Genomic DNA, 23,027 nt, shown 5'->3' with positions numbered 1-23,027 from the left:
AGAAGCGGCGTCCTGAAGGCGGGGTGCGCAGCTCATCGATTACTGAACTTCCTGAATGATCCTTGCCCTACAACCTTCGAGTGCTTCGTCGTCGTTACGGGTTATGCCGTAGGCAAACTCACAATAGTCGGACAACTCGCGTCGCGCGTCGGACGGTAACTTACTGACGGGCAGCGCATCACCCTCATTGGCGAACGGATTCACGAACTCCCTTCTGAAAGTCACGCCTTTCTTGAAGAAATAGACGACGTGCGCCTCATGATCGATATAGGAAAAATAGTAACCCACCGTTGAGTAAAAAATGAGCAGTGTGCACGCAGCAATAACGGTGAGAGCGAGTAAAGGTCCTCTTCTCGTCATGACGACCGCGATCCCGGCGCAGCCAGCGATAACTCTGAACGCAGCAACCTCACGATATCCATTCCAAGATTACCGGGACATGCTCGCCCTTTATGCGTAGCTAGTTGCTGATACTCCCTATGTCCACCCAGCCGACCAATATTGAAGAACTCCCTCAGGATGCTACATAAAGTCTTCAGTGCCTTTCGCTGAAAGGCTGTCGGAGTGTCGTGCCGAAAAACGACCTGATCGGTCAAGATTCCGCGGATGTTTCTGATTTTATCGAAGAGCGAAAGGTGACCATATTCCTGCTCGTACGCCTCGCCTGCCTGCACGAGATCTGCAAGAAGAACAATTCCGATCTTTCCCGTATTATCACCAGCGACGTGCTCACCGATGTATCGAATGTCCCGAGCCTCGTATATTTCGCCTTGGCACGAAATGGCGTAGTGATATCCTGCATCGTCAAACGGTGCACTTCTGCCCATATCCTCTTCTTGCATACGTCGCATTTCTTCGATGGAAGAGGCACCACAGGAATAGCTGCGACCCGCGTGATGCAGCACGATGTCGTGATAATCCCAATGACTTTGCCTCATCGCCCCTCTTGGCGGCTTGGCGTGCCACGTCGATCGCTCAATTAGCGGGCAGCCTTGACGTGCAAGCTCATCAATGATCGCGCGCCGTGTCGCGGCGCGATTATTGACAGAAACGGGAATGACATCGTCTTTAGTGCTGCCGAAGGTCGTACAGGCCGACGTCCAATGCTCGATGTTGTAGTTCACAGCCGTTACGCTCCTTCCACGGGATGCAAGTCCCGCCTAGGTGACGAGAAGACGACATGTAGTCGCACCGTTTCCACTCCGTCGGTCTCGACTCGCGCGTAACCTTGCGCATCCGTTAAGCCTGACTGCCGCACACCGCTCGCATACGCTATGAAGCGCTGATTGGACAGCGGTTCGCGGCTTTCACTGTCTCGTACGAGAAACCACCTCACGCACTTCTTGCCATCACCAGCGTCAGCGGATTTCTCGGTTTCCTGGAAGAGACTCGCGGCGCCGGTCCGGGGAGCACCTTGCTCGGATTTCAGCCAAATGCCTGGATTGACTCCGACGATCACTCGATTATTGCCACAAGGACATAACACTTCGTCCTGATCGACGACGACATTTCGGGCTGCATTGAAGATACTGCGCCCGCTTCCCCGAATCTTGAAAAGGCCGGCGCATTGACCGCACGTCGCGTCGTTACCATCAAGTACGATCCTTCGTCCCTTGTCGCTAATCCGAGAGCCGGATGCGAAAACCCGCCCTGCTGTAGTCGTTGAATCGCCGTCTCGAGCCGCTGCCCTGCGCATAAAAAGCATTCTCCTCAAGCGCGCACCGCACTAGATTCGCAACACGAACTAAATGCGTTTCAGTTATTGAAAGATATAGCGCTCAAGAATACGCAAAAACTGGAGAGACGCGATTGTCCGCCGACTGCGCATCGGCGAATATGTCAATAATTGACGTTTGGTTGACTGCCCGCGCGAGGCGGGCGTGCAGCATGCGTCGAATCTCCCTGAGCAGGAAGGCATCGCGCGCATATCTCTTACTTCTTCTTCCCAACCTTCCAGTCGTAATCAATCGTCAGCGGCGCATGATCGCTGAACTTGATATCCCTGAAAATCGACGTCTTCTTCGCAGTCGCGGCAACTTCCTGCGTCGCGATCTGATAATCGATACGCCACCCGACGTTCTTCGCATACGCCTGACCGCGATTGCTCCACCACGTGTACTGCTCGGGGCGCTGATCGAGCGTGCGGAATACATCGACATAACCGACGTCGTCGAAAAGCTTCGTTAGCCACTCGCGCTCTTCCGGAAGGCAGCCCGAATTCTTCTGATTGCTCTTCCAGTTCTTGATGTCGATTTCCTTGTGCACGATGTTCACGTCGCCGCACAGAATGACTTCGCGCTCATTGGAAAGCTCCGCGAGATGCGGCATGAACTCGTCCATGAAGCGATATTTGGCCTGCTGGCGCTCGTCGCCGCTGGACCCGGATGGCACATACACCGACACCACCGACAGCTTGCCGAAGCGCGCTTCCACATAGCGCCCTTCGGGATCGAACTCTTCCGAGCCGAAGCCGATGATCACGTCATCCGGCTCATGACGCGTATAGAGACCCGCGCCGCTGTAGCCCTTCTTCACCGCGTGCTGGAAATAGCCCTGAAAACCGTGCGGCGCGAGAAACTCGGGCGTCAGATCGTCCTGCGAGCATTTGATTTCCTGGACGCACACGACATCGGATTTCTGCTCGCCGAACCAGTCGAAAAAGCCTTTCTTGGCGGCCGATCGAATGCCGTTCAGATTGGCGGTAATCACGCGAAACATACGCTTCCTTTTGTTTTAATAACGGTTATTCGACCTTCACGCCTTTCAGCGCTTCCTTGGCCGGCGGATATTCCAGATTCATGCCTTGCATCGTGCGCAGCAACAGTTCGGCGACCATCACGTTTCGATGCGTCTTCGAATCGGCCGGGATGACGTACCACGGCGCGTAGTCGGTCGACGTCGCGGCGAGCGCGTCCGCGTACGCCGACTGATAGTCGTCCCACTGCTTGCGCGCGTCGAGATCGGAGACATCGAACTTCCAGTGCTTCGTCGGATCGTCGATGCGCGCCTGCAGGCGCTCGCGCTGCGCGTCCTTCGAAATGTGCAGCATGCATTTGACGATGGTCGTGCCGGTGTCCGCGAGCAGCGATTCGAAATCGCGAATGTGCCGATAACGGCGCTCGCATTCATCCTTGTCGATCGTCCCGAGCACGCGCGGCACGAGCACGTCTTCGTAATGGCTGCGGTTGAAGATCGCGAGCTCGCCGGCCATTGGCGCCTGCGCGTGCACGCGCCAGAGGAAATCATGCGCGGCCTCGCGCTCGGACGGCGCGCGAAACGGCACGATGCGCAGGCCGAGCGGATCGACATTCTGGAACACCGCGCGCACGGTGCCGTCCTTGCCGCTCGTGTCCATACCTTGCAGCAACAGCAACACGCGCTGACGACGTTGCGCGTGCAGCTTCTCCTGAAGCTCGTCGAGCTGCACGCCGATAGCCGCGAGCTGCGCGCGATCGCCGTCCTTCGTGCCACTGGAGAATGGCTTCGCGGCGGGATCCACCGACGTGAGATCGAAGGGCTTCAGCTTCTTGCCGGCATCGAAGAAGGGAACGCGAAAATCATCGAGATCGGATTTCTTTGCCATTTCTCTTGTTCTTGGTTCGCCAATAAAAAACGGGCTGCCGCCGAGCTCAACCGGCAGCAGCCCGTTCCAAAAGATTTCAAGCAATCAGGAGGATAGCTTCTTCTTCAGCAGCTCGTTGACTTGCTGCGGATTCGCCTTGCCTTTCGTCGCCTTCATCGCCTGGCCGATCAGCGCATTGAACGCCTTCTCCTTGCCCGCGCGGAATTCATCGACCGATTTCTGGTTCGCCGCGAGCACCTCGTCGATGATCGCCTCGAGCGCGCCGCTGTCCGAAATCTGCTTCAAACCTTTCGCGTCGATGATGCGGTCCGCCGCCGCGTCGTCCGTCGCCTTCTCTTCCCAGATCGTCTGGAAGATGTCCTTCGCGATCTTGTTGGAGATGGTGCCGTCGGCGATGCGTTGCACGATCAGCGCCAGTTGCGCGCTCGACACCGGCGACTCGCTGATATCGAGCGATTCGCGATTCAGTTGCGCGGAGACGTCGCCCATCATCCAGTTTGCGGCAATCTTCGCCTGGGCCCCGCCCGCTTTCTGCACGAGCGCTTCGAAGTACGACGCCATCGCCTTCGATGAGGTCAGCACGCCCGCGTCATACGGCGTCAGACCGTAGGTATCGACGAACCGCTTTTGCATGTCCGCCGGCAACTCGGGCATGCCGCCCTTCACGCGCTCGACCCACGACGAATCGATCACGAGCGGCATCAGGTCCGGGTCCGGGAAATAGCGATAATCGTGCGCGTCTTCCTTGCTGCGCATCGAGCGTGTTTCGCGCTTGTCCGGATCGTAGAGACGCGTTTCCTGAACCACCGTGCCGCCGTCTTCGATCAACTCGATCTGACGGCGCACTTCGTACTGAATCGCCTCTTCGAGAAAGCGGAACGAGTTCAGGTTCTTGATCTCGGCGCGCGTGCCGAATTCCTTCTGGCCGACCGGACGCACCGAAACGTTCGCGTCGCAGCGGAACGAGCCTTCCTGCATGTTGCCGTCGCAGATGCCGAGCCACACGACAAGACCATGCAGCGCCTTCGCATACGCGACCGCTTCCGCCGCGCTGCGCATTTCCGGCTCGGTGACGATTTCCAGCAGCGGCGTGCCGGCGCGGTTCAGGTCGATGCCCGTCATGCCTGCGAAGTCTTCGTGCAGCGACTTCCCCGCATCTTCTTCCAGATGCGCGCGCGTCAGATTGATGGTCTTCGAATAGGCTTCCTTGCCCGCCTTTTCATTGGCCGGCACCTGGATCGTAATCGTGCCGCCCTGCACGACCGGAATCTCGTACTGGCTGATCTGATAGCCCTTCGGAAGATCCGGATAGAAGTAGTTCTTGCGCGCGAAGATGCTGCGCGGCGCGATATGCGCGTCGATCGCGAGACCGAAGCGGATCGCGCGCTCGACGGCGCCGCGGTTCATCACGGGCAGCACGCCGGGCAGCGCGAGATCGACGGGGCTCGCCTGCGAGTTCGGGCTCGCGCCGAACTGCGTGGGCGCGCCCGAGAAAATCTTGGAGACGGTGGAAAGCTGCGCGTGCGTTTCCAGTCCGATGACGACTTCCCACTGCATGTTCATTCTCCCGACATCGAGGCAGTTGGCGCCTTGCGGTGCCAATCGGTCGCGCGCTGGAACGCGTCGGCGACCTGGAGCATCCGGGCTTCGTTGAAATAATTGCCGATGATCTGCATACCGACCGGGCGATTCGCATTCGCGCCCGCGCCGAATCCGCACGGCACGCTCATACCCGGCAAACCGGCGAGGCTCACGGACAGCGTGTAGATATCGGCGAGATACATCTGGACGGGATCGTCGGTCTTCTCGCCGAGATTCCATGCGACGGACGGCGCGACCGGTCCCATGATGACGTCGCACTGCCTGAACGCTTCCTGGAAATCGCGCGCGATGATGCGGCGGATCTTCTGCGCCTGCAGGTAGTACGCGTCGTAGTAGCCGTGCGACAGCACGTAGGTGCCGACGAGAATCCGCCGCTTCACTTCCGGCCCGAAGCCTTCCGCGCGCGACTTCTTGTACATGTCGAGCAGGTCCTTGTACTGCGCCGCGCGGTGCCCGTAGCGCACGCCGTCGAAGCGCGACAGATTCGACGATGCCTCCGCCGGCGCGATGATGTAGTAGACGGGAATCGAAAGCTCGGTCTTCGGCAGCGACACTTCGACGAGCGTCGCGCCGAGCGCTTCGTATTGCTTCAACGCGGCGTCGATGGCGGCGCGCACGTCATCCGCGAGTCCGGCGCCGAAGTACTCCTTCGGCATGCCGATGCGCAAACCGGCGAGCGGCTTCGATGCGTCGTCGCTCCAGTTCTTGCCGATGTAGCGCGTGTAGTCTTCGTTGTCGCGTTGCAGGCTCGTCGAGTCGCGCTCGTCGAAGCCGCCCATCGCGTTGAGCAGCAGTCCGCAGTCGGCGGCGGTCTGCGCCATCGGGCCCGCCTGATCCAGCGACGATGCGAACGCGATCATTCCATAACGCGAAACGCGGCCGTAAGTCGGCTTGATCCCGGTGATGCCGGTGAACGACGCGGGCTGGCGAATCGAGCCTCCGGTGTCCGTGCCCGTCGCGGCGGGCGCGAGACGCGCGGCGACGGCAGCGGCCGAACCGCCCGACGAGCCGCCCGGCACCGCCTTCAGATCCCACGGATTCTTCACCGCGCCGAAGTACGAATTCTCGTTGGACGAGCCCATCGCGAATTCGTCCATGTTGGTCTTGCCGAGCGTGACCATGCCGGCCGCCTTAAGACGATCGACGACGGTCGCATCGAACGGGCTCGCGTAGTTTTCGAGCATGTGCGAGCCGGCCGTCGACGCAAAGCCGCGCGTGACGAAGACGTCTTTATGCGCGATCGGCAGGCCGGTCAGCGCGCCCGCACGGCCTTGAGCGATGAGCGCGTCAGCGGCTTTCGCCTGTTCGAGCGTGATGTTGCTATCGATGCCGATGAACGCGTTCAGCGCCTTCGCAGCCTCGATGCGTTGCAGATACGACTGCGCCAGCTCGACGGCGGAGACTTCCTTCGAGTCGAGCGCGGCGCGCAGTTCGGTCAAGCTTTTTTGATGCATTGCAGTTCCCTGATGAGCGCGGCACCGCGTGCCACGCGCTTCTGCTGAATATTCGACGGTTACTCGATGACTTTCGGCACGAGATACAGCCCGTCCTGCACGGCAGGCGCCGAACGCTGGAACTCTTCGCGCTCGACGCGCTCTGAGACAGCGTCGTCACGCAGACGCAGCGCGACTTCCTCGATCGCGTCGATCGGGTGCGCGAGCGGTTCGATGCCGGCCGTGTCGACGGCCTGCATCTGCTCGACGAGACCGAAAAAATCGTTGAGCCGCGCAAGCGTCGGTTCGGCTTCATGCTCGGGCAATTCGAGCCGCGCGAGGTGCGCGATGCGTTTTACGTCGGTCAGGGTCAAAGACATGGAATCACCGGAGAAAGCGTGGACAGCCCCAGATTCGAAAACTTTCGCTGCGACAGCCAGTTACGATCTTGAAAGGAGCCCTCGGAAACAGGTTTGGCGATGGCAGAAAGTGCCATCCTTTTCCTATAGATGCCCGCAAATTATAAGGTATCATTACACGTTCGACTCACCCCTCGAACGCCCGGCCAGCGGCTTTCTCCGCGAATCATTGAATTGTGAGAAACGTTTGCGTACGGCGTTCCGTTCTGCTGTAGATTTCTTCCCGGATTTGCACCTCGCGGCGAGCCTTCGCCGCTCCGGCAAACCGTTATTTTTTCCGCTGCCGTCACCGGCGCTGCTTGCGACGAACGGCCACCCAGCGACACAGGATTTTTGAATGTTCGGTTTTTTGCGCAGCTATTTCTCCAACGACCTGGCGATTGACCTTGGCACCGCCAACACGCTGATCTACATGCGCGGCAAGGGCATCGTCCTGGACGAACCCTCGGTCGTTTCGATTCGCCAGGAAGGCGGCCCCAACGGCAAGAAGACCATTCAGGCGGTAGGCAAGGAAGCCAAACAGATGCTCGGTAAAGTGCCGGGCAACATCGAGGCCATCCGGCCGATGAAGGACGGCGTGATCGCCGACTTCACCGTCACCGAGCAGATGATCAAGCAGTTCATCAAGACCGCTCACGAATCCCGCATGTTCTCGCCGTCGCCGCGCATCATCATTTGCGTGCCGTGCGGTTCGACGCAAGTCGAGCGCCGCGCGATCAAGGAAGCGGCGCACGGCGCGGGCGCTTCGCAGGTCTATCTGATCGAAGAGCCGATGGCCGCCGCAATCGGCGCGGGCCTGCCGGTGTCGGAAGCAACGGGCTCAATGGTCGTCGACATCGGCGGCGGCACCACGGAAGTCGGCGTCATCTCGCTCGGCGGCATCGTGTACAAGGGCTCCGTGCGCGTGGGCGGCGACAAGTTCGACGAAGCCATCGTCAACTACATTCGCCGCAACTACGGCATGTTGATCGGCGAGCAGACCGCCGAAGCCATCAAGAAGGAAATCGGTTCGGCATTCCCCGGCTCCGAAGTCAAGGAGATGGAAGTCAAGGGCCGCAACCTGTCCGAGGGCATTCCGCGCAGCTTCACCATTTCGAGCAACGAAATTCTCGAAGCATTGACGGACCCGCTGAACCAGATCGTCTCGTCGGTGAAGATCGCGCTGGAACAGACGCCGCCGGAACTCGGCGCGGACATCGCCGAGCGCGGCATGATGCTGACGGGCGGCGGCGCGCTCCTGCGCGACCTCGACCGCCTGCTCGCGGAAGAAACCGGTCTGCCGGTGCTCGTCGCCGAAGACCCGCTGACCTGCGTGGTGCGCGGCTCGGGCATGGCGCTCGAGCGCATGGACAAGCTCGGCAGCATCTTCTCGTACGAGTGATCGCCCTGCCGAAGACTTTCGCTCTTCGTCCTTTGGGCGTATTAGTCTTCGACGCGACCAGCAAAAGCATCCGCGTGACGCGACGCGCGCACGGCCCGGCATCTGTCCGGGCCGTTGTCGGAACAGCGTAGGGCAGGTTTCGCCGCCGGCGAAAGAACCTGCAGCATCGTCCATCCGTTCACGCCCTCGGCGCCGACCATGGAATACAGTCCGCCGCCACTTTTCAAGCAAGGCCCTTCCGCGCTCGCGCGTCTGATTTTCTTCGTGGTGCTGGCCATCGCGCTGCTCATTTCGGACGCCCGCTTCAGCACGCTCGAAATCGTGCGTGGCATGCTCGGTGCGGGGCTCTACCCGCTACAGCGCGCGGCGCTCGTGCCGCGCGACATCTTCATGGGCGCGGCAGACCTCGCCGTGACGAGCGCGACGTTGCGCAGCGAAAACGCAAAGCTCGCTGACAAAAATCTCGAACTGTCCGTGAAGGCCGGCGATGCGGCGCAACTCGCCATCGAGAACGCGCATCTGCGCGCGCTGCTGAATCTGCAATCGCGCGCGAGCACCGAAGAAACGCCCGCCGAAATCCAGTACGACACGCGCGATCCGTTCACACAGAAAGTGGTGATCGGCAAGGGTTCGCAGCAGAACATCCAGGACGGCGCGCCGGTCGTCACCGAAGACGGTGTCATCGGTCAGGTCACGCGCGTATTTCCGTTGCAATCGGAAGTCACGCTCCTCACCGACAAGGATCAGGCCGTGCCCGTACAGATCGCGCGCACCGGATTGCGCAGCGTGATCTACGGCACGCCGAAGGGCGATACGCTCGATCTGCGCTTCGTGCCGATCAGCGCCGACGTCCAGGCCGGCGACGAACTCGTGACGAGCGGCCTCGACGGCATCTATCCGCCGGGACTGCCGGTCGCAAAAGTCCTGCGTGTCGACAAGCAGGCGGACACGGCGTTCGCGCGCGTCGTCTGCCTGCCGATCGCCGCCGTGCGCGGCACGCGTCAGTTGCTCGTGCTGCATTACAACCTGAACGTCCCGCCGAATCCCATCGAAGTCGAAGCGGCCGCGGCCGCCAAGGAAGCGAAGGAAAACAAGGGCAAGAAGAAGGCCGCGCCGAAGGCGGCGGCCGCGGCGGGTGCGAGCGGTGCATCGGCGGTGGCGGGTGCATCCGCGCCGGCCCCGGGGTCCACGCCCGCGGCCGCGGCGGCGCCCGCACCGGCTGCGAAGCCCGCGCAAGCGTCCACGCCCAAGGCTGCGACGCCCAAAGCGGCATCGGGCGCGGCGGCGAAACCATCGAAGAAGGCGCAAGCGCCGAAACCCGCATCCTCGGGAGCCGCGCAATGAATCGTCCGCAATACATCCTGCAGCCTGTCAATCCGTACTTCATCACGTTCAGCCTGGCGGCAGCGTTTCTACTGAATCTGATGCCATGGGGACGGCTCATCGGCGTGCCGGATTTCGTCGCGCTCGTGCTGCTGTTCTGGAACGTGCACCAGCCGCGCAAGGTCGGCATGGGCATCGCGTTCATGCTCGGCATCCTGATGGACGTGCACAACGCGAATCTGCTCGGCGAGCATGCACTGGCTTACACGCTTCTTTCGTACGGCGCGATCACGATCCACCGCCGCGTGCTGTGGATGACGCTGCCCGTGCAGACGTTCGTCGTCGCGCCGCTGCTCGTGGGCGCGCATCTCGTGCCGTTCATCATTCGCCTGATGACGGGCGCCGCGTTCCCCGGCTGGAGCTATCTGACCAACGGATTCGTGGAAGCGCTGCTCTGGCCGGTCGCGAGCTTCCTGTTGCTCATGCCGCAGCGCCGCGCCGCCGACCCGGACGACACGCGCCCAATCTGAGCATGACAGCGCGCGGTCCATCGCCGGATAAACACGCGCGCGCGAACTACACTTGAATCGCGAAACATCGCGATAAACCGCGAAAGCTGCATGACCGAAATAAAGAACACCGAGCAACAGTTGTCGAAGTTCCGCCTGCGCGTCGCGGCGGCGGGACTGTTCGTGTTCGTCTGCTTCGGGCTGATCGGGCTGCGGTTTCTTTATCTGCAGGTCTGGCATTTCAGCAAATACTCGTTGCAGGCGAACGAGAACCGCATTTCCGTTGCGCCGATCGTGCCGAACCGCGGCATCATCACCGACCGCAACGGCATCGTACTCGCGAAGAACTATTCGGCGTACACGCTCGAAATCACGCGTTCGAAGATCAACGGCACGCTCGACGAAACCATCGACGAACTCTCGCAGGTCATTCCGATCGACGCGCGCGACCGTCGCCGTTTCAAGAAGCTGCTCGAAGACTCCAAGAATTTCGAAAGCCTGCCGATCCGCACGCGCTTAACCGACGAGGAAGTCGCGAAATTCACCGCGCAGCGTTATCGCTTTCCCGGCGTGGAAGTGCGCGCGCGCCTGTTCCGGCAATATCCGCTCGGCACGACCGCCGCGCACGTGATCGGCTATATCGGGCGCATTTCGCAGCGCGATCAGGAACGCATCGACGATGCGAGCGACGCCAACGACGAAAGCTCCGACCACTACGATCCGCGTCTCGACGCCAACAACTACAAGGGCACGGATTACGTCGGCAAGATCGGCGTCGAGCAGAGTTACGAGACCGAATTGCACGGGTTGACCGGTTTCGAGGAAGTGGAAGTGACGGCGGGCGGCCGGCCGGTTCGCACGATGTCGCGCACGCAGGCGACGCCCGGCAACAATCTCGTGCTGTCGCTCGATATCGGCTTGCAGCAGGTCGCTGAGCAGGCATTCGCGGGCAAGCGCGGTGCGCTCGTCGCGATCGAGCCGTCCACCGGCGACGTGCTGGCGTTCGTGTCGGCGCCGAGCTTCGATCCGAATGCCTTCGTCGACGGCATCGATCAGCAAAACTGGGACGCGCTCAACAATTCGCCGGATCACCCGCTCCTGAACCGGCCGTTACACGGCACCTATCCGCCCGGCTCCACGTACAAGCCGTTCATGGCGCTCGCCGCGCTGGCGCTGCACAAGCGCACGCCGGGCTGGGGATTCCAGGATCCGGGCTCGTACACCTTCGGCGGCCACACGTTCCGCAACGACGTGCGCTCTGGTCAGGGCTGGATCGACATGAACCGCGCGATCGTCGTGTCGAACGACACGTACTTCTACATGCTCGCGCACGATCTCGGCGTGAACGCGATGGCCGGCTTCATGAAGCCGTGGGGCTTCGGCCAGATCACGGGCATCGATATCGCGGGCGAGGCGCGCGGCATTCTTCCTTCGACAGAATGGAAACGCAAGGCGTATCGCAAGCCCGAGCAACAGCGCTGGTACGAAGGCGAAACGATCAGCCTCGGCATCGGCCAGGGCTACAACTCGTTCACGATTCTGCAACTCGCGCACGCGACGGCGACGCTCGCGAACAATGGCCTCGTGATGAAGCCGCACCTCGTGCGTGACATCGAAAATCCGATCACGAAAGACATTCGCGTCACCGTGCGCGATCCGAGCAGCAAGATTCCGGTGGCGCAGAAGGACATCGATTTCATCAAGCGCGCGATGGAAGGCGTCGTGACGAACGGCACGGCGGCCAAGGTTTTCGCCGGCGCGCAGTATGCCGCGGCGGGCAAGACCGGCACGGCGCAGGTCTATTCACTGCAGGGCTCGAACTATCGGGGCCACGGCGGCACGGCCGAGCATCTGCGCGACCACGCGCTGTTCATTGCGTTCGCGCCCGCCGAGCAGCCGAAGATCGCGCTCGCGCTGATCGTCGAAAACGGCGGCTGGGGCGCGGAATCCGCAGGCCCGATCGCGCGCAAGGTGCTCGACTACTATCTGATCGACCGCATGAAGCCTGGCGCGCAAGCCGCCGCGGTGGCCGCGGCCGCATCGGCGACGGAAGACACCGGCCTGCCCGTGATCGGCGGCGCGCAGCCGCCCGCCGCCGTCGCGCTGCCCGCGTCGGTCGCGAATTCGTCGCCGGCGTTTTCGCCTCAGGCCGCGTCGAATCCCGAAGTCGCGAAAGCCGCTTCGGCTCCGGCGATTCCGGCGTCCGCGCCGAAGGGTTCGAAGCCTCGCGCCGCGTCGACGCCCTCGGCCGCGCTGCCCGCCTCCACGCCCGGCCGCGCACCGGCGCCGAAAAAGCGCCCCGCCGAGCCGTCGCCCACGATGGTCCGCGGCAACGAAAGCGACGCCGTGCGCGTTCTCGCGCCGTCCGGCGGCATCGACGAGTAAAGGAAAACCGCCATGCAACTGCACATGCAATTCGACAAGCGCGAGGTCATCGACCGCGCCAAGCGCATGTTCGCGGGCTTCGACAAACCGCTTGCGCTCATCGTCTTTCTACTGCTCGGCGTCGGCATCGTGACGCTGTACAGCGCGAGCCTGGACATGCCCGGGCGCGTCGAGGACCAGTTGCGCAACATCTTGCTCACCTTCGGCCTGATGTGGGCGCTCGCCAATGTCCCGCCACAAATGCTGATGCGCTTTGCGGTGCCGCTCTATACGGTCGGCGTCGCGTTGCTGATCGCGGTCGCCGCCTTCGGGCTGACGCGCAAGGGCGCGAAACGCTGGCTCAATGTCGGCGTGGTGATTCAGCCGTCCGAACTGATGAAGATCGCGATGCCGCTGATGCTCGCGTGGTACTACCAGAAGCGCGAAAGCAATATCCGCTGGTGGGATTACATCGTCGGCTTCGTGATCCTGCTGTTGCCCGTCGGCCTGATCGCGAAGCAGCCGGACTTGGGCACGGCGGTGCTCGTGTTCGCCGCTGGCATGTTCGTCATCTATTTCGCGGGATTGAGTTTCAAGCTGATCTTGCCGGTGCTGATTGCGGCGGTCATCGCGGTGGCGGGTATCGCGATCTTTCAGGACAAGATCTGCCAGCCGGATGTCGTCTGGCCGATGATGCACGACTATCAGAAGCATCGCATCTGCACGCTGCTCGATCCGACATCGGACCCGCTCGGCAAAGGCTTCCACACGATTCAGGCCGTGATCGCGATCGGCTCCGGCGGCACGTTTGGCAAAGGCTGGCTGCAAGGCACACAGGCGCATCTCGAATTCATCCCCGAGAAGCACACGGACTTCATCTTCGCCGTGTTCTCCGAGGAATTCGGGCTCGCGGGCGGACTCGTGCTGCTGTTCCTCTATATGGCGCTGATCGCGCGCGGACTCTACATCGCGGCAAACGGCGCGAGTCTCTTCGGGCGATTATTGGCCGGATCGCTCACGCTAGCGTTCTTTACTTACGCGTTCGTGAACATCGGCATGGTGAGCGGGATTCTGCCAGTGGTGGGCGTGCCGCTGCCCTTTATGAGCTATGGCGGCACGGCGCTGACGACGCTCGGTATCGCGGTGGGGCTCATCATGAGCGTCGCGCGACAGAAGCGGTTGATGCAGAGTTAGCGGCCCTTTCACCTTTCAAGCGAAAAGCCGTGGATTCCACGGCTTTTTCGTTTCCGTAGCGCGATGTCACTGCGGCTTCTGCTGCTCCAATTCAGCGCTCAGTTGCAGATACTTGAGCTTGGCCGCCGGATCGCCCTGTGCGGCCGCCGCCGCATAATAGGCGCGCGCGACATTCAGATTGCGCTCGACGCCATCGCCGCCCCGCTCATAGAACGAACCCGCGACGTATTGCGCCGTCATGTCGCCGCCTTCCGCCGCTTTCTTGTACCAGGCGAACGCCTGCGTGTTGTCGCGCGCGGTGCCGCGTCCGTCGAGAAACTGGTTCGCGAGCGCCAGCTCCGCTTGAACATGTCCCTGATTCGCCGCGCGCAAGAACCACCGATGCGCCTCCGCCGGATCTTTCTCGACGAACTGGCCGTCGTCGTACATCTTGCCGTACACGTATTGCGCGTGAGTCATGTTGGCGTCGGCGGCGCGGCGCAGCCATTTCTTGCCTTCGTCGACATCGGCGGGGCCGCCTTCGCCGTTCAGCAGCATCATCGCGTAATTGAATTCGGCGAGCCGGCTGCCCCGTTGCGCCGCGCGACGAAACTCCGAGCGCGCCGCGACGAGATTGCCCGCGTTGTAATCGGCGACGGCGTTTTGCGTGGCGATGTCGGTTGGCTTCGGGGCGTTGTCGGCGTGGGCCGCGCCGGCGAGCGCGAACGCCATCATCGCTGCGACCACCGACGCAACGGCGGTTTTCATGATCTCGCCTCCTGCAACGCCTGACGCGTCGCCTTCAAGAGCCACATCACATCCGCACCGATCGCGACGAGCTTGACGCCCGCCTGCGCGTACTGTTTCGCGCTCGCGGCATCCAGCGCGAAAATGCCGCTCGCGATGCCCGCGCGATTCGCCGCATTGACGATCCTGTCGATCGCCGCCTGCACGTCGGGATGTTTCGCGTCGCCGAGATGGCCGAGGCTCGCCGCCAGATCCGCGGGCCCGATGAACAGGCAATCGATGCCCGGCGTCGCGGCGATCTCGTCGACCGCTTCGAGCGCCGCCACCGATTCGATCTGCACGATCGTCGCGATTTGCGCGTTCGCGCTCGCCATGTAGTCGCGACGCATTCCGTATGCCGCCGCCCGCACGGCGCCCGCGACGCCGCGCAGTCCGTGCAGCGCAGCCTCGGTCGGATATTGCGTGAGCCGGACGATGCGCGCCGCCTCTTGCGCCGATTGCACGTTCGGGAACATCAGCGTGCGTGCGCCCGCGTCGAGCGCGCGCTTGACGAGCCAGGCTTCGTTGGTCGGCACGCGCACGATCGGCTCGCTCGGCAGATGCGCGGCCGCTATCGCTCGCAATTGAGCGACGACGTCGGCGCTATCGTTCGGCGAGTGCTCCATGTCGATGCACAGCCAGTCGAAGCCCGCATGCGCGAGCGCTTCGGCGGCGTCGGCGCTGCCGAGCGACAGCCACAGGCCGAACAGCGTGCCCGCTTCGGAAAAGCGCTGCTTGAGAGGATTGGTGAACGTGCTCATCGCGCGGTTCCTGTCCGGAGGCCAATGCGATGAAGAAGAGACAAGGATAACGGCATGTCCGCGCTCCGAGTGTAGCCGCCCGGAAGCGGGCGACTCATCGGACGATCATACCGTGACAAAAGCGCGGACGTTTGCCGCGCTTCGAGGAGAAATCAGCCGCGTTCGACGTCCGCCCAGCAGTTCGGCGTCTCGTACAGACGCACGCGCTTCAGCTTCAGATTGACGCCGTAATGAGCGTCGTAGACTTCGGCCAGAATGTTGAACGCGACCGCCGCCAGATTCTCGACGGTCGGGATGCGGTCCAGCACGACGGTCTTGTGATCCGACAGCGTCTGGAGGAATTCACGCACTTTGACATCGCCCTCGTAGACGATGAACGCGTGATCCCATTTGTTGACGAGATGCTCCATCGCGAGCGCTTTCACGTCGGCGAAGTCCATGACCATGCCGCGGTCGGGTGCGCCTTCCACATCGACGAGATCGCCCTGCAGCGTGATTTCGAGCACATAGCGATGCCCGTGCAGATTCCGGCACTGGCTGCGGTGATCGGGGATGCGGTGGCCCGCGTCGAATTCGAGTTTTCGGGTAATCGTCTGCACGGCGGTTCAGGGGATGTTCAGGTATTTATGCGTCTGCATCGACAGGCGCCACTTCGGATGCCGCTTGCACCAGTCGATCGCGAGCTTCGTGTTGATGTCGCGCGACGGGCCGTCCATCGGCTGGACGAGGAAGTAGTCGAAATCGAGCTTCTCGTATTCGGCAAGGCGCTGGTTGTCCTGCGGCACCACGACCTTCAGCTCGTTGCCTTTCGTCACGACGAGCGGCGCGTCGGCCTTCGGGCTCACGCAAATCCAGTCGATGCTTTCGAGCACCGGCAGTGAACCATTCGTTTCGATGGCCATTTCGAAACCGGCTTCGTGCAGCGCGTCGACGAAGGGCTGATCGATCTGCAGCATCGGCTCTCCGCCCGTACAGACGACGAATCGGTGCGCGGCGCCTTCCGGCCACAACGACGCGATTTTCGCGACGAGTTCCGCCGGCGTCTTGTACTTGCCGCCGTTCTCACCGTCGGTGCCGACGAAGTCGGTGTCGCAGAACTGGCAGACGGCGTCGGCGCGATCTTCCTCGCGGCCCGACCACAGATTGCAGCCCGCGAAACGGCAAAACACGGCCGGACGACCGGCATTGGCGCCTTCGCCCTGCAATGTATAGAAAATTTCCTTTACCGCGTACGTCATGACTGCTCTGTGGACCTCAAAAATTAAACTGGCGCGACGTCGACCTGTTCGCCCGCGCGATACGCCTCGTAGCCTCGTTTGCGCAGTTTGCATGCCGGGCATTGGCCGCAGCCGAAACCCCAGTCATGCAGTTCGGCGCGCTCGCCGACATAACATGTGTGCGTTTCGATGCGGATCAGTTCGACGAGTGCGTCGCCGCCGAGCGTTTCTGCAAGCCGCCATGTATCTGCCTTGTCGAGCCACATGAGCGGCGTTTCCAGCGCATAGCGCGTTTCCATGCCGAGGTTGAGCGCGACTTGCAGCGCTTTCATGGTGTCGTCGCGGCAATCGGGATAGCCGGAAAAATCCGTCTCGCACATGCCACCGACCAGCACCTTCAAACCACGCCGATAGGCCACCGCAGCAGCAATCGTCATGAACAGCAGGTTGCGGCCCGGCACGAACGTGTTGGGCAGACCGCTCGCCGTTGCCTGGATTTCGATCTCGCGGGTCATCGCGGTATCGCTGATCGCGCCGAGCACGGAAAGATCGATCATGTGATCTTCGCCGAGACGCTCGGCCCACTGCGGAAACTCGCGTGCAATCGCGGCGCGAAAGCCGTCGCGGCACTCGAGTTCCACGCGATGCCGCTGTCCGTAATCGAAGCCGAGCGTCTCGACCGTCGTGTAGCGTTCGAGCGCCCAGGCGAGGCATGTGGCCGAGTCCTGGCCGCCGGAGAACAGCACGAGCGCGCTGTCTTTAGCGTCTATCCGAGTCACCGTGAAAGCTCCGTACTCCGTGAATGAGATGGCGTCGCACGCAGCACAGGCAACCGGAATGACCGGACTTCGCAACGAGCGGCGGCGCGGACGGTATGCCCGCGCGTCCAGTATAGGCCGGGGACCGTCGCCCGGACGCGCACGCCTTTTATGCCGCCGATAGCGGACGTTGGGCGGAAATGCCGGGCGCCGTGATGCATTCCGGCGCTTCGCGCATGCGTTTCGGAGCGTCGAAAAGAAAAGGACTTGCGGGTCCGCGGACGAGGCAAGTCCTTAATTCGGCGCGAATTTTAACACGTGGCACGGTTGTTCGCCGAGCTGCGGGCGGGGTTGAACTACGTGCGCGCGTGCGCAGCGTTGGAAAGCGCCGCATTCCGAGTGCGGTTTCATCGAAACAACTCTTACATTCGACGACATCTTTGCCGGCGGGGCGGGCGCTTTCGTATGCAGCCACTCTCGTTATTGCCGCGGGTTCGGCGCTTTCGCGCCGCAACAGGCGTCTGCGTCGCATTTCTGATCGTATTTCGAGATGGTCCGATCGCGGGAAATTATGCCGATCGCCCGGTGTCGAAGCATCGTTTCGTCGGCGAAATCGGCAAATTTCGCGGATACATTTTTACGATTTCTTCCGAATTATAGTAACCTTACGCGCGCCTTCGATGATTTCGGCAAAGATTGCTTTAATCAGGGAAATGAATCGGTAATTTGTTTTAGGAACGCGTCGACCCTTTCGTTTCCGTTCCGCACCTCGATTCCATTTCCGTAACGTCTTACGGATGACCGTTCGACCGCACGTCGGGACGGCCGATGTGGGTCCGGCGACACGCTGTGACATTCCGTTCATAGAGAGAAAGCACCGTTCGGAGTCCGAATGAACCGAACTGCGCACTCTTCCGCTCGTTGACCGGACGCTCTGGCGAGCCCATTCGCTGACACACGCGCATCCATTAGTATCGCTAACTAATAGTATGATGAATCTGATCGACTCTTTCGCCCGCAACGTTCACGCCGCCAAATCGGTCGCTGGCAATTTATTTACCGCGCCCAAGGCCAAGCTAATCGCCAGCGCAATCGCGGCCAGCGTTCTGCTCGCTGCTTGCGGTGGCGGAGAAGGCGCCGACGCTACCAATGCAAGCGCTAACGCGAGCACAAGCGCTCCGAGCAACCCCGTCGCGGCCAGCGATGCGCCCGCCGCCAGCAGCACCGGGATGACCGATACGGCCGCCAACAACTCCGTCGCCGCGAGCGGCGCCGTCGCTGCCAGCAGCAGCGCGCCCACATCGATCGATAAGGCATCGACCGCAGCGAAGATCTTCTACGGCGCAAACGGCCACAACAACGGAGGCGGCGCATACGACATATCGAGCCCGGCGCTTCAGCTTTCGCAATTGCAGAATCTGGGCGTCAAGCTCTATCGCAACGAGGTGTACAACCAGGCATCGGTGAACAAGCTTGCGGGTATCGCAAAGGCAATGGCCGCCGGCGGCGTGACCGTGTTTCCGGTTCTGCTGATCGGCAACAACTTGAACAGCGAAACCGACGCCTATAACGCCGGCTACACGCTCGGTCGTCAAACGGCGCAGTCATACCGCTACCCCTACTACGAAGTTTCTAACGAACTCGGTTCCAGCGGCGGCGCACTGGTCGGCAACGTGGACGGCGTCTATCCGGAGCACTACAACAATGCCATCTTTCAGAAGGCGCGCGGCGCGATCCGCGGGTTGATCGCCGGCATCAAGTCGGTAGACACGTCGGGCAAGATCATCCTCGGCGGTGAAACCTGGCTGCACTACGGCTTCGATCAGATGCTCGCGGCAGGCACGCAGCCCGATGGTTCGGGCGGTCATCCGGTCGTGACGTGGGACATCACTGCATGGCACTGGTATTCGGAACAAGGCGACATCACGAACGCTTGCGGCGGCACCGGTTGTCACAACGTGCTCGCCACCCTGAAGCAATTCGGCAAGCCCATCTGGCTGACGGAGTTCGGAGTGCGCCCGTGGCACGGCAGCGATCAGCAAATCGCGTCGTACATGGTCGGCAACAGGATGATGGCGCAGTTCGTATCGGTGGCGTCGCAGTATAACGTGCAGGCCATCCAGGTTTATCAACTCTACGATGATCCGTCCGGTGGCGAAGGCAGCTATGGCCTTTTGAAAAACGACGGCAAGACGCAAAAAGCTGCGTACACGGCGTTCAGGAGCTTCGTGGCGTCGAACCCGAAGTAAAGATTGGATCGCTGAAAACAGGAACGGGCCGTTCGTCTGCGCGAACGGCCCGTTTGTCTTTGGCGCATGCCACCCGCCTTCGAACGACACGCGCGGAAAAAGAAAAAGCCCGAGAGCGATAAACACTCTCGGGCTTCTTGCATTCTGGTGGCCTGGGGCGGAATCGAACCACCGACACGCGGATTTTCAATCCGCTGCTCTACCAACTGAGCTACCGGGCCAACGAAGAGGTGAAACTATAGCAGAGACAATCGCGGCCCTCAAGCCCCTTCGCGCATCTTTCTGAAGAATGTTTGAAGACGGCGCTCAGACCTCGTTCTTGTTCTTTCCGAGATCGACGCCCAACTGCTTGAGCTTGCGATACAGATGCGTACGCTCGAGCCCCGTCTTCTCCGCGACACGCGTCATGCTGCCATTCTCGCGCGCGAGATGATATTCGAAGTACGCACGCTCGAACGCGTCGCGTGCATCGCGCAACGGGATATCGAAGGAGATGGATGCCGTCTGCCCTGCCTGATTCTGCGACGCGCCCGCCGCCGCATCGCCCGATGCGTTCAGCGAAGACGCCGTCGGCAGCGCGGCCGCCACGGGCACACCCGCTGCGTTCGCGCTTGCCGGCGGCTTCGCGACCGCCGCCACGGGCGCAGCGGCAGTGCCATGCGCGAGCCCCTGCTCGACGGCCTTCAGCAGCTTCTGCAGCGCGATCGGCTTTTCAAGAAAGTTGAGCGCGCCGATCTTGGTCGCTTCGACGGCCGTGTCGATGGTCGCGTGACCGGACATCATGATCACCGGCATCGTGAGCTTGCCCTGCGCGGCCCACTCTTTGAGCAAGGTCACGCCGTCGGTGTCGGGCATCCAGATATCGAGCAATACGAGATCGGGCGTTTGCTCAAGACGGTACTCGCGCGCGACCTGCGCGTTTTCCGCCACCTCCACAACGTGGCCTTCGTCGCTCAGGATCTCGGAGAGCAGTTCCCGGATCCCCATTTCATCGTCTACCACCAGGATGGTTGCCATTTAAGCTGCCCTTGTCTGCACTGTTGCTTTTGTCGTTCCCTGATTCGCTACGGCACCGGTCCCCGGCGGCGTCGCGCCGGGCGCTGCGGTATCGTCCGCGAGTTGCAGAAACAGAATCGATATCTGCGCCCCTTCGATCACATCCGCGGTCTTCGAGCGATTGCGTATGTCGATGCGCGCACCATGCTCGTCGACGATCTTCTTCACGGTTGCAAGTCCCAGGCCCGTACCCTTCGCTTTCGTCGTCACGTAAGGCTCGAAAGCGCGGGAAAGAATACGCGCCGGAAAGCCCGTGCCGTTGTCGGAGACCGTCAGGCGAACCGCGACGCGCGCATGACCCGATGCATCGGGTTCGCCATATTCTACTGTCCTCGTTTCGAGCAGAACGCGCGGCTCCGCGACGTCCGCCACCGCGTCCTGCGCGTTCTGCAGCAGGTTGTGGATGACCTGGCGGATCTGCGTCGCGTCGCCGCGAATCACCGGCAGCTTCGTGAGATCGATCTTGATCGGCGTCTTGCCGTCTTCGATGCCGTAAAGCGTCAGCACTTCCGCGACGAGATCGTTCAGTTGCAGATTGCCGAGCACCGCGGGCGGCGTGCGCGCGTACTCGCGGAAATCGTCGACCATCTGCTTCATTGCCTGCACCTGATTCACGATGGTCGTCGACGCACGCTTGAGCACTTCAGCATCGGGCGGCGCGAGCTTGTCGGCGAGCTTCATCTGCAGGCGCTCCGCCGAGAGTTGAATGGGCGTAAGCGGATTCTTGATCTCGTGCGCGAGACGCCGCGCGACTTCGCCCCACGCGACCGAACGCTGCGCGGAGATGACGTCGGAGATGTCGTCGAACACGACGACATAGCCGGTCGTTTCCGCATCGTCGGAGTCGCTCTCGGTCACGCTCAGCAACTGCGTGCCGCGCACGAGCAGCGTGAGCGGATCATTCTCGCCCGGCACCGTCACCGCAACCTGCTGTTGCCAGTGTCCGCGATCGCCAACGGGATGCCCGCTGCCGATCGCGGCGGCATCGCGCTCGGCGAACGCCTTTTTTACCATCGTGCCGAATTCCGCGAGGACGTCGATCCGGTCGAGCGGCTGATTGATCAGCGTACCGAACGGCTGGCGGAAGATGCGCTCCGCGCCGCGATTCGCGGTGGCGAGGCGGAACTGCCGGTCGAACACGAACACGCCCGCCGTGAGGTTCGCGAGAATACTTTCGAGATACGCCTTCGAATGCTCCAGCGCGATGCGATTGTTCTCGACAGCCGCGCGCGCCTCCGAAAGCTGGCGCGTCATCGCATTGAAGGACTGAGTGAGGAAGCCGAGTTCGTCGCGCGAATTGATCTCGCGTTTGGGCGTGTAGTCGCCTTCGGCCACTTCCTTCGTGCCCTGCGCGAGCAGGAACAACGGGCGCGCGAGCTGATTGCCGAGCGCGAGCGCCATCATCATCGCGATGAAGGTCGCGAGAAACAACGCGAGCGTCAGCGTGCCGATATACATCTTGCGCAAACCCGTGCGCCCGAGCCGCTTCTCCTGATACTCGCGATAGGCGCGCTGCACGGCATCGGCGTTGCGCGCGAGTTCCTGACTCACCGGCTGCTCGATCTGCAGAAAGCGGTCGACGTGCTGAAACTCCGTGGTCGTCGTCGGATCGGGGATCTTGGTGACCACGCGTAATCGCAGCGCGCCCTTCGGCCCGTTCGATTTCGGATCGCCGTCGATCTCGCCTTCTATCGCGCCATACGGATGATCCTGCGCCTCCTTGAGCATCGTGCTGGTCGGCTCGTTGGCCGGCAAGAGCGCGTAGTAATTGCCCGATGCCTGCGCGACCGTGCGCAGTCCCGCGACACGCTGCAGGCCGTTGTTCGACGTCAGATCCTCACGGTTGTACTGATCGCGCGGGCGTTCGAACACGACCGCGTCCTGCACGCCGTATTGATCGCGCAAACGCAGCAGCGAGAGCGTGAGGCTCGACGGATCGGCGCTCGCGAGCTGATCGCTCATTTGCCGGCCACGGTTCTTGAAATCGGCGAGCGAGGTTTCGAGCATGCCGCGGCCAAGCGTCAGGCCCGACGTGAGTGCGGTTTCGACGTTCACGTCGAACCACGATTCGATACTGCGCGACACGAACTGATACGAAACCACATAGATGATCGCGCCCGGCACCACGCCGACGAGCGCGAAGATGAACGCGAGCTTCGCCAGCAGTCGCGTGCCGAAGCGCCCTTGCCTTACCCGCGACACGATGATGATGAACAGGCTGATGACGATCAGCATGAACACGATCGCCACGGCGACGTTCGCCGCGTAGAGCCAGCCGTAGTAGCGGTCGAAGAACTCGGTGTTCGCGCTCGCGAGCGCGAGCATCACGAGCAGCAGAACCGCCGTGAGCGCAACCGTGGAGACCAGCAGCCGGACAACGAAACTTTTCATGTCCGTGCGGCCGCGTCGAAAT

General features: G+C 61.8%; 20 protein-coding genes and 1 tRNA gene. 6 read left to right on the top strand and 15 right to left on the bottom strand.

What is annotated here, in order from left to right; all coding sequences use genetic code 11:
- Positions 1-39: 39 nt before the first annotated feature.
- The 7 genes from AWB74_RS08980 to gatC form a co-directional block, all read right to left on the bottom strand.
- Positions 40-360 carry a hypothetical protein gene (locus AWB74_RS08980; protein ID WP_061146407.1) on the bottom strand — a complete coding sequence of 107 codons (321 nt, stop codon included), beginning with the start codon at positions 358-360 and terminating at the stop codon, positions 40-42.
- Complete coding sequence (locus tag AWB74_RS08975) at positions 357-1,124, bottom strand: peptidoglycan recognition protein family protein (RefSeq protein ID WP_087038904.1); 768 nt, start codon at positions 1,122-1,124, stop codon at positions 357-359. Before AWB74_RS08975 ends, AWB74_RS08980 begins: the two co-directional genes overlap by 4 nt.
- An 808-nt stretch (positions 1,125-1,932) precedes the next feature.
- A complete protein-coding gene (locus AWB74_RS08965) occupies positions 1,933-2,718 on the bottom strand; it encodes an exodeoxyribonuclease III (RefSeq protein ID WP_061146404.1) in 786 nt (261 codons plus the stop codon).
- Between the two features lie 25 nt (positions 2,719-2,743).
- Complete coding sequence (locus AWB74_RS08960) at positions 2,744-3,583, bottom strand: polyphosphate kinase 2 family protein (RefSeq protein WP_061146403.1); 840 nt, start codon at positions 3,581-3,583, stop codon at positions 2,744-2,746.
- 84 nt (positions 3,584-3,667) lie between these two features.
- Positions 3,668-5,146, bottom strand: coding sequence for an Asp-tRNA(Asn)/Glu-tRNA(Gln) amidotransferase subunit GatB (gatB, locus tag AWB74_RS08955; protein ID WP_061146402.1), 1,479 nt, complete (start codon positions 5,144-5,146; stop codon positions 3,668-3,670).
- Positions 5,143-6,639 carry an Asp-tRNA(Asn)/Glu-tRNA(Gln) amidotransferase subunit GatA gene (gene gatA, locus AWB74_RS08950; RefSeq protein WP_061146401.1) on the bottom strand — a complete coding sequence of 499 codons (1,497 nt, stop codon included), beginning with the start codon at positions 6,637-6,639 and terminating at the stop codon, positions 5,143-5,145. Before gatA ends, gatB begins: the two co-directional genes overlap by 4 nt.
- Positions 6,640-6,698: 59 nt before the next feature.
- Positions 6,699-6,998: an Asp-tRNA(Asn)/Glu-tRNA(Gln) amidotransferase subunit GatC gene (gene gatC, locus AWB74_RS08945; RefSeq protein ID WP_061146400.1), complete on the bottom strand. Its 300-nt coding sequence runs from the start codon at positions 6,996-6,998 to the stop codon at positions 6,699-6,701.
- 376 nt (positions 6,999-7,374) lie between these two features.
- Here gatC and AWB74_RS08940 point away from each other — a divergent pair, with 376 nt between their 5' ends.
- From AWB74_RS08940 to rodA, 5 genes are all read left to right on the top strand, one after another.
- The gene (locus AWB74_RS08940; protein WP_004189550.1) at positions 7,375-8,418 is read left to right on the top strand and encodes a rod shape-determining protein; all 1,044 of its coding nucleotides are present in this window, start codon (positions 7,375-7,377) and stop codon (positions 8,416-8,418) included.
- A gap of 198 nt (positions 8,419-8,616) precedes the next feature.
- Positions 8,617-9,762 carry a rod shape-determining protein MreC gene (gene mreC, locus AWB74_RS08935; protein WP_061146399.1) on the top strand — a complete coding sequence of 382 codons (1,146 nt, stop codon included), beginning with the start codon at positions 8,617-8,619 and terminating at the stop codon, positions 9,760-9,762.
- The gene (gene mreD / locus AWB74_RS08930; protein WP_061122222.1) at positions 9,759-10,271 is read left to right on the top strand and encodes a rod shape-determining protein MreD; all 513 of its coding nucleotides are present in this window, start codon (positions 9,759-9,761) and stop codon (positions 10,269-10,271) included. The genes mreC and mreD overlap by 4 nt, the downstream gene beginning before the upstream one ends.
- Before the next feature lie 90 nt (positions 10,272-10,361).
- Positions 10,362-12,635, top strand: coding sequence for a penicillin-binding protein 2 (mrdA, locus tag AWB74_RS08925; RefSeq protein WP_061146398.1), 2,274 nt, complete (start codon positions 10,362-10,364; stop codon positions 12,633-12,635).
- 24 nt (positions 12,636-12,659) lie between these two features.
- On the top strand, positions 12,660-13,808 hold the full coding sequence (gene rodA, locus AWB74_RS08920) for a rod shape-determining protein RodA (protein WP_061146438.1): 1,149 nt from the start codon (positions 12,660-12,662) through the stop codon (positions 13,806-13,808).
- A gap of 66 nt (positions 13,809-13,874) precedes the next feature.
- Here the strand turns inward: rodA and AWB74_RS08915 are convergent, their stop codons facing one another.
- From AWB74_RS08915 to queC, 5 genes are all read right to left on the bottom strand, one after another.
- Entirely contained in the window at positions 13,875-14,555 is a 681-nt protein-coding gene (locus tag AWB74_RS08915; protein WP_061146397.1) for a tetratricopeptide repeat protein, read from the bottom strand.
- Positions 14,552-15,334, bottom strand: coding sequence for an HpcH/HpaI aldolase family protein (locus tag AWB74_RS08910; RefSeq protein WP_061146396.1), 783 nt, complete (start codon positions 15,332-15,334; stop codon positions 14,552-14,554). The genes AWB74_RS08915 and AWB74_RS08910 overlap by 4 nt, the downstream gene beginning before the upstream one ends.
- A gap of 152 nt (positions 15,335-15,486) precedes the next feature.
- Positions 15,487-15,933, bottom strand: coding sequence for a 6-carboxytetrahydropterin synthase QueD (gene queD / locus AWB74_RS08905; protein WP_061146395.1), 447 nt, complete (start codon positions 15,931-15,933; stop codon positions 15,487-15,489).
- A gap of 6 nt (positions 15,934-15,939) precedes the next feature.
- On the bottom strand, positions 15,940-16,572 hold the full coding sequence (queE, locus tag AWB74_RS08900) for a 7-carboxy-7-deazaguanine synthase (protein WP_061146394.1): 633 nt from the start codon (positions 16,570-16,572) through the stop codon (positions 15,940-15,942).
- Between the two features lie 23 nt (positions 16,573-16,595).
- A complete protein-coding gene (gene queC, locus AWB74_RS08895; RefSeq protein ID WP_061146393.1) occupies positions 16,596-17,330 on the bottom strand; it encodes a 7-cyano-7-deazaguanine synthase QueC in 735 nt (244 codons plus the stop codon).
- Between the two features lie 1,208 nt (positions 17,331-18,538).
- On the opposite strand from queC, the gene AWB74_RS08885 reads away from it, so the two are divergent.
- Positions 18,539-19,558: a glycosyl hydrolase gene (locus AWB74_RS08885; RefSeq protein ID WP_143749171.1), complete on the top strand. Its 1,020-nt coding sequence runs from the start codon at positions 18,539-18,541 to the stop codon at positions 19,556-19,558.
- Between the two features lie 145 nt (positions 19,559-19,703).
- On the opposite strand, the gene AWB74_RS08880 is transcribed toward AWB74_RS08885, so the two are convergent.
- The 3 genes from AWB74_RS08880 to AWB74_RS08870 form a co-directional block, all read right to left on the bottom strand.
- Positions 19,704-19,779, bottom strand: a tRNA-Phe gene (locus AWB74_RS08880).
- Positions 19,780-19,864: 85 nt separating this feature from the next.
- On the bottom strand, positions 19,865-20,575 hold the full coding sequence (esaR, locus tag AWB74_RS08875) for a response regulator transcription factor EsaR (protein WP_061146391.1): 711 nt from the start codon (positions 20,573-20,575) through the stop codon (positions 19,865-19,867).
- Positions 20,576-23,005 (bottom strand): sensor histidine kinase, encoded by a 2,430-nt coding sequence (locus tag AWB74_RS08870; protein ID WP_061146390.1) that lies wholly within the window; start codon positions 23,003-23,005, stop codon positions 20,576-20,578.
- Positions 23,006-23,027 lie beyond the last annotated feature (22 nt).

This window comes from Caballeronia arvi, assembly GCF_001544695.2.
GTDB lineage: Bacteria > Pseudomonadota > Gammaproteobacteria > Burkholderiales > Burkholderiaceae > Caballeronia > Caballeronia arvi.
This window is presented reverse-complemented; position numbering and strand designations above follow the sequence as displayed.

Bases quoted from the DNA above. Each gene is read 5' to 3' on its own strand.
- AWB74_RS08980 (WP_061146407.1), bottom strand. From the start codon at position 360: ATGACGAGAAGAGGACCTTTACTCGCTCTCACCGTTATTGCTGCGTGC.
- AWB74_RS08965 (WP_061146404.1), bottom strand. From the start codon at position 2,718: ATGTTTCGCGTGATTACCGCCAATCTGAACGGCATTCGATCGGCCGCC.
- AWB74_RS08960 (WP_061146403.1), bottom strand. From the start codon at position 3,583: ATGGCAAAGAAATCCGATCTCGATGATTTTCGCGTTCCCTTCTTCGAT.
- gatB (WP_061146402.1), bottom strand. From the start codon at position 5,146: ATGAACATGCAGTGGGAAGTCGTCATCGGACTGGAAACGCACGCGCAG.
- gatA (WP_061146401.1), bottom strand. From the start codon at position 6,639: ATGCATCAAAAAAGCTTGACCGAACTGCGCGCCGCGCTCGACTCGAAG.
- gatC (WP_061146400.1), bottom strand. From the start codon at position 6,998: ATGTCTTTGACCCTGACCGACGTAAAACGCATCGCGCACCTCGCGCGG.
- AWB74_RS08940 (WP_004189550.1), top strand. From the start codon at position 7,375: ATGTTCGGTTTTTTGCGCAGCTATTTCTCCAACGACCTGGCGATTGAC.
- mreC (WP_061146399.1), top strand. From the start codon at position 8,617: ATGGAATACAGTCCGCCGCCACTTTTCAAGCAAGGCCCTTCCGCGCTC.
- mreD (WP_061122222.1), top strand. From the start codon at position 9,759: ATGAATCGTCCGCAATACATCCTGCAGCCTGTCAATCCGTACTTCATC.
- mrdA (WP_061146398.1), top strand. From the start codon at position 10,362: ATGACCGAAATAAAGAACACCGAGCAACAGTTGTCGAAGTTCCGCCTG.
- rodA (WP_061146438.1), top strand. From the start codon at position 12,660: ATGCAATTCGACAAGCGCGAGGTCATCGACCGCGCCAAGCGCATGTTC.
- AWB74_RS08915 (WP_061146397.1), bottom strand. From the start codon at position 14,555: ATGAAAACCGCCGTTGCGTCGGTGGTCGCAGCGATGATGGCGTTCGCG.
- AWB74_RS08910 (WP_061146396.1), bottom strand. From the start codon at position 15,334: ATGAGCACGTTCACCAATCCTCTCAAGCAGCGCTTTTCCGAAGCGGGC.
- queE (WP_061146394.1), bottom strand. From the start codon at position 16,572: ATGACGTACGCGGTAAAGGAAATTTTCTATACATTGCAGGGCGAAGGC.
- AWB74_RS08885 (WP_143749171.1), top strand. From the start codon at position 18,539: ATGACCGATACGGCCGCCAACAACTCCGTCGCCGCGAGCGGCGCCGTC.
- esaR (WP_061146391.1), bottom strand. From the start codon at position 20,575: ATGGCAACCATCCTGGTGGTAGACGATGAAATGGGGATCCGGGAACTG.
- AWB74_RS08870 (WP_061146390.1), bottom strand. From the start codon at position 23,005: ATGAAAAGTTTCGTTGTCCGGCTGCTGGTCTCCACGGTTGCGCTCACG.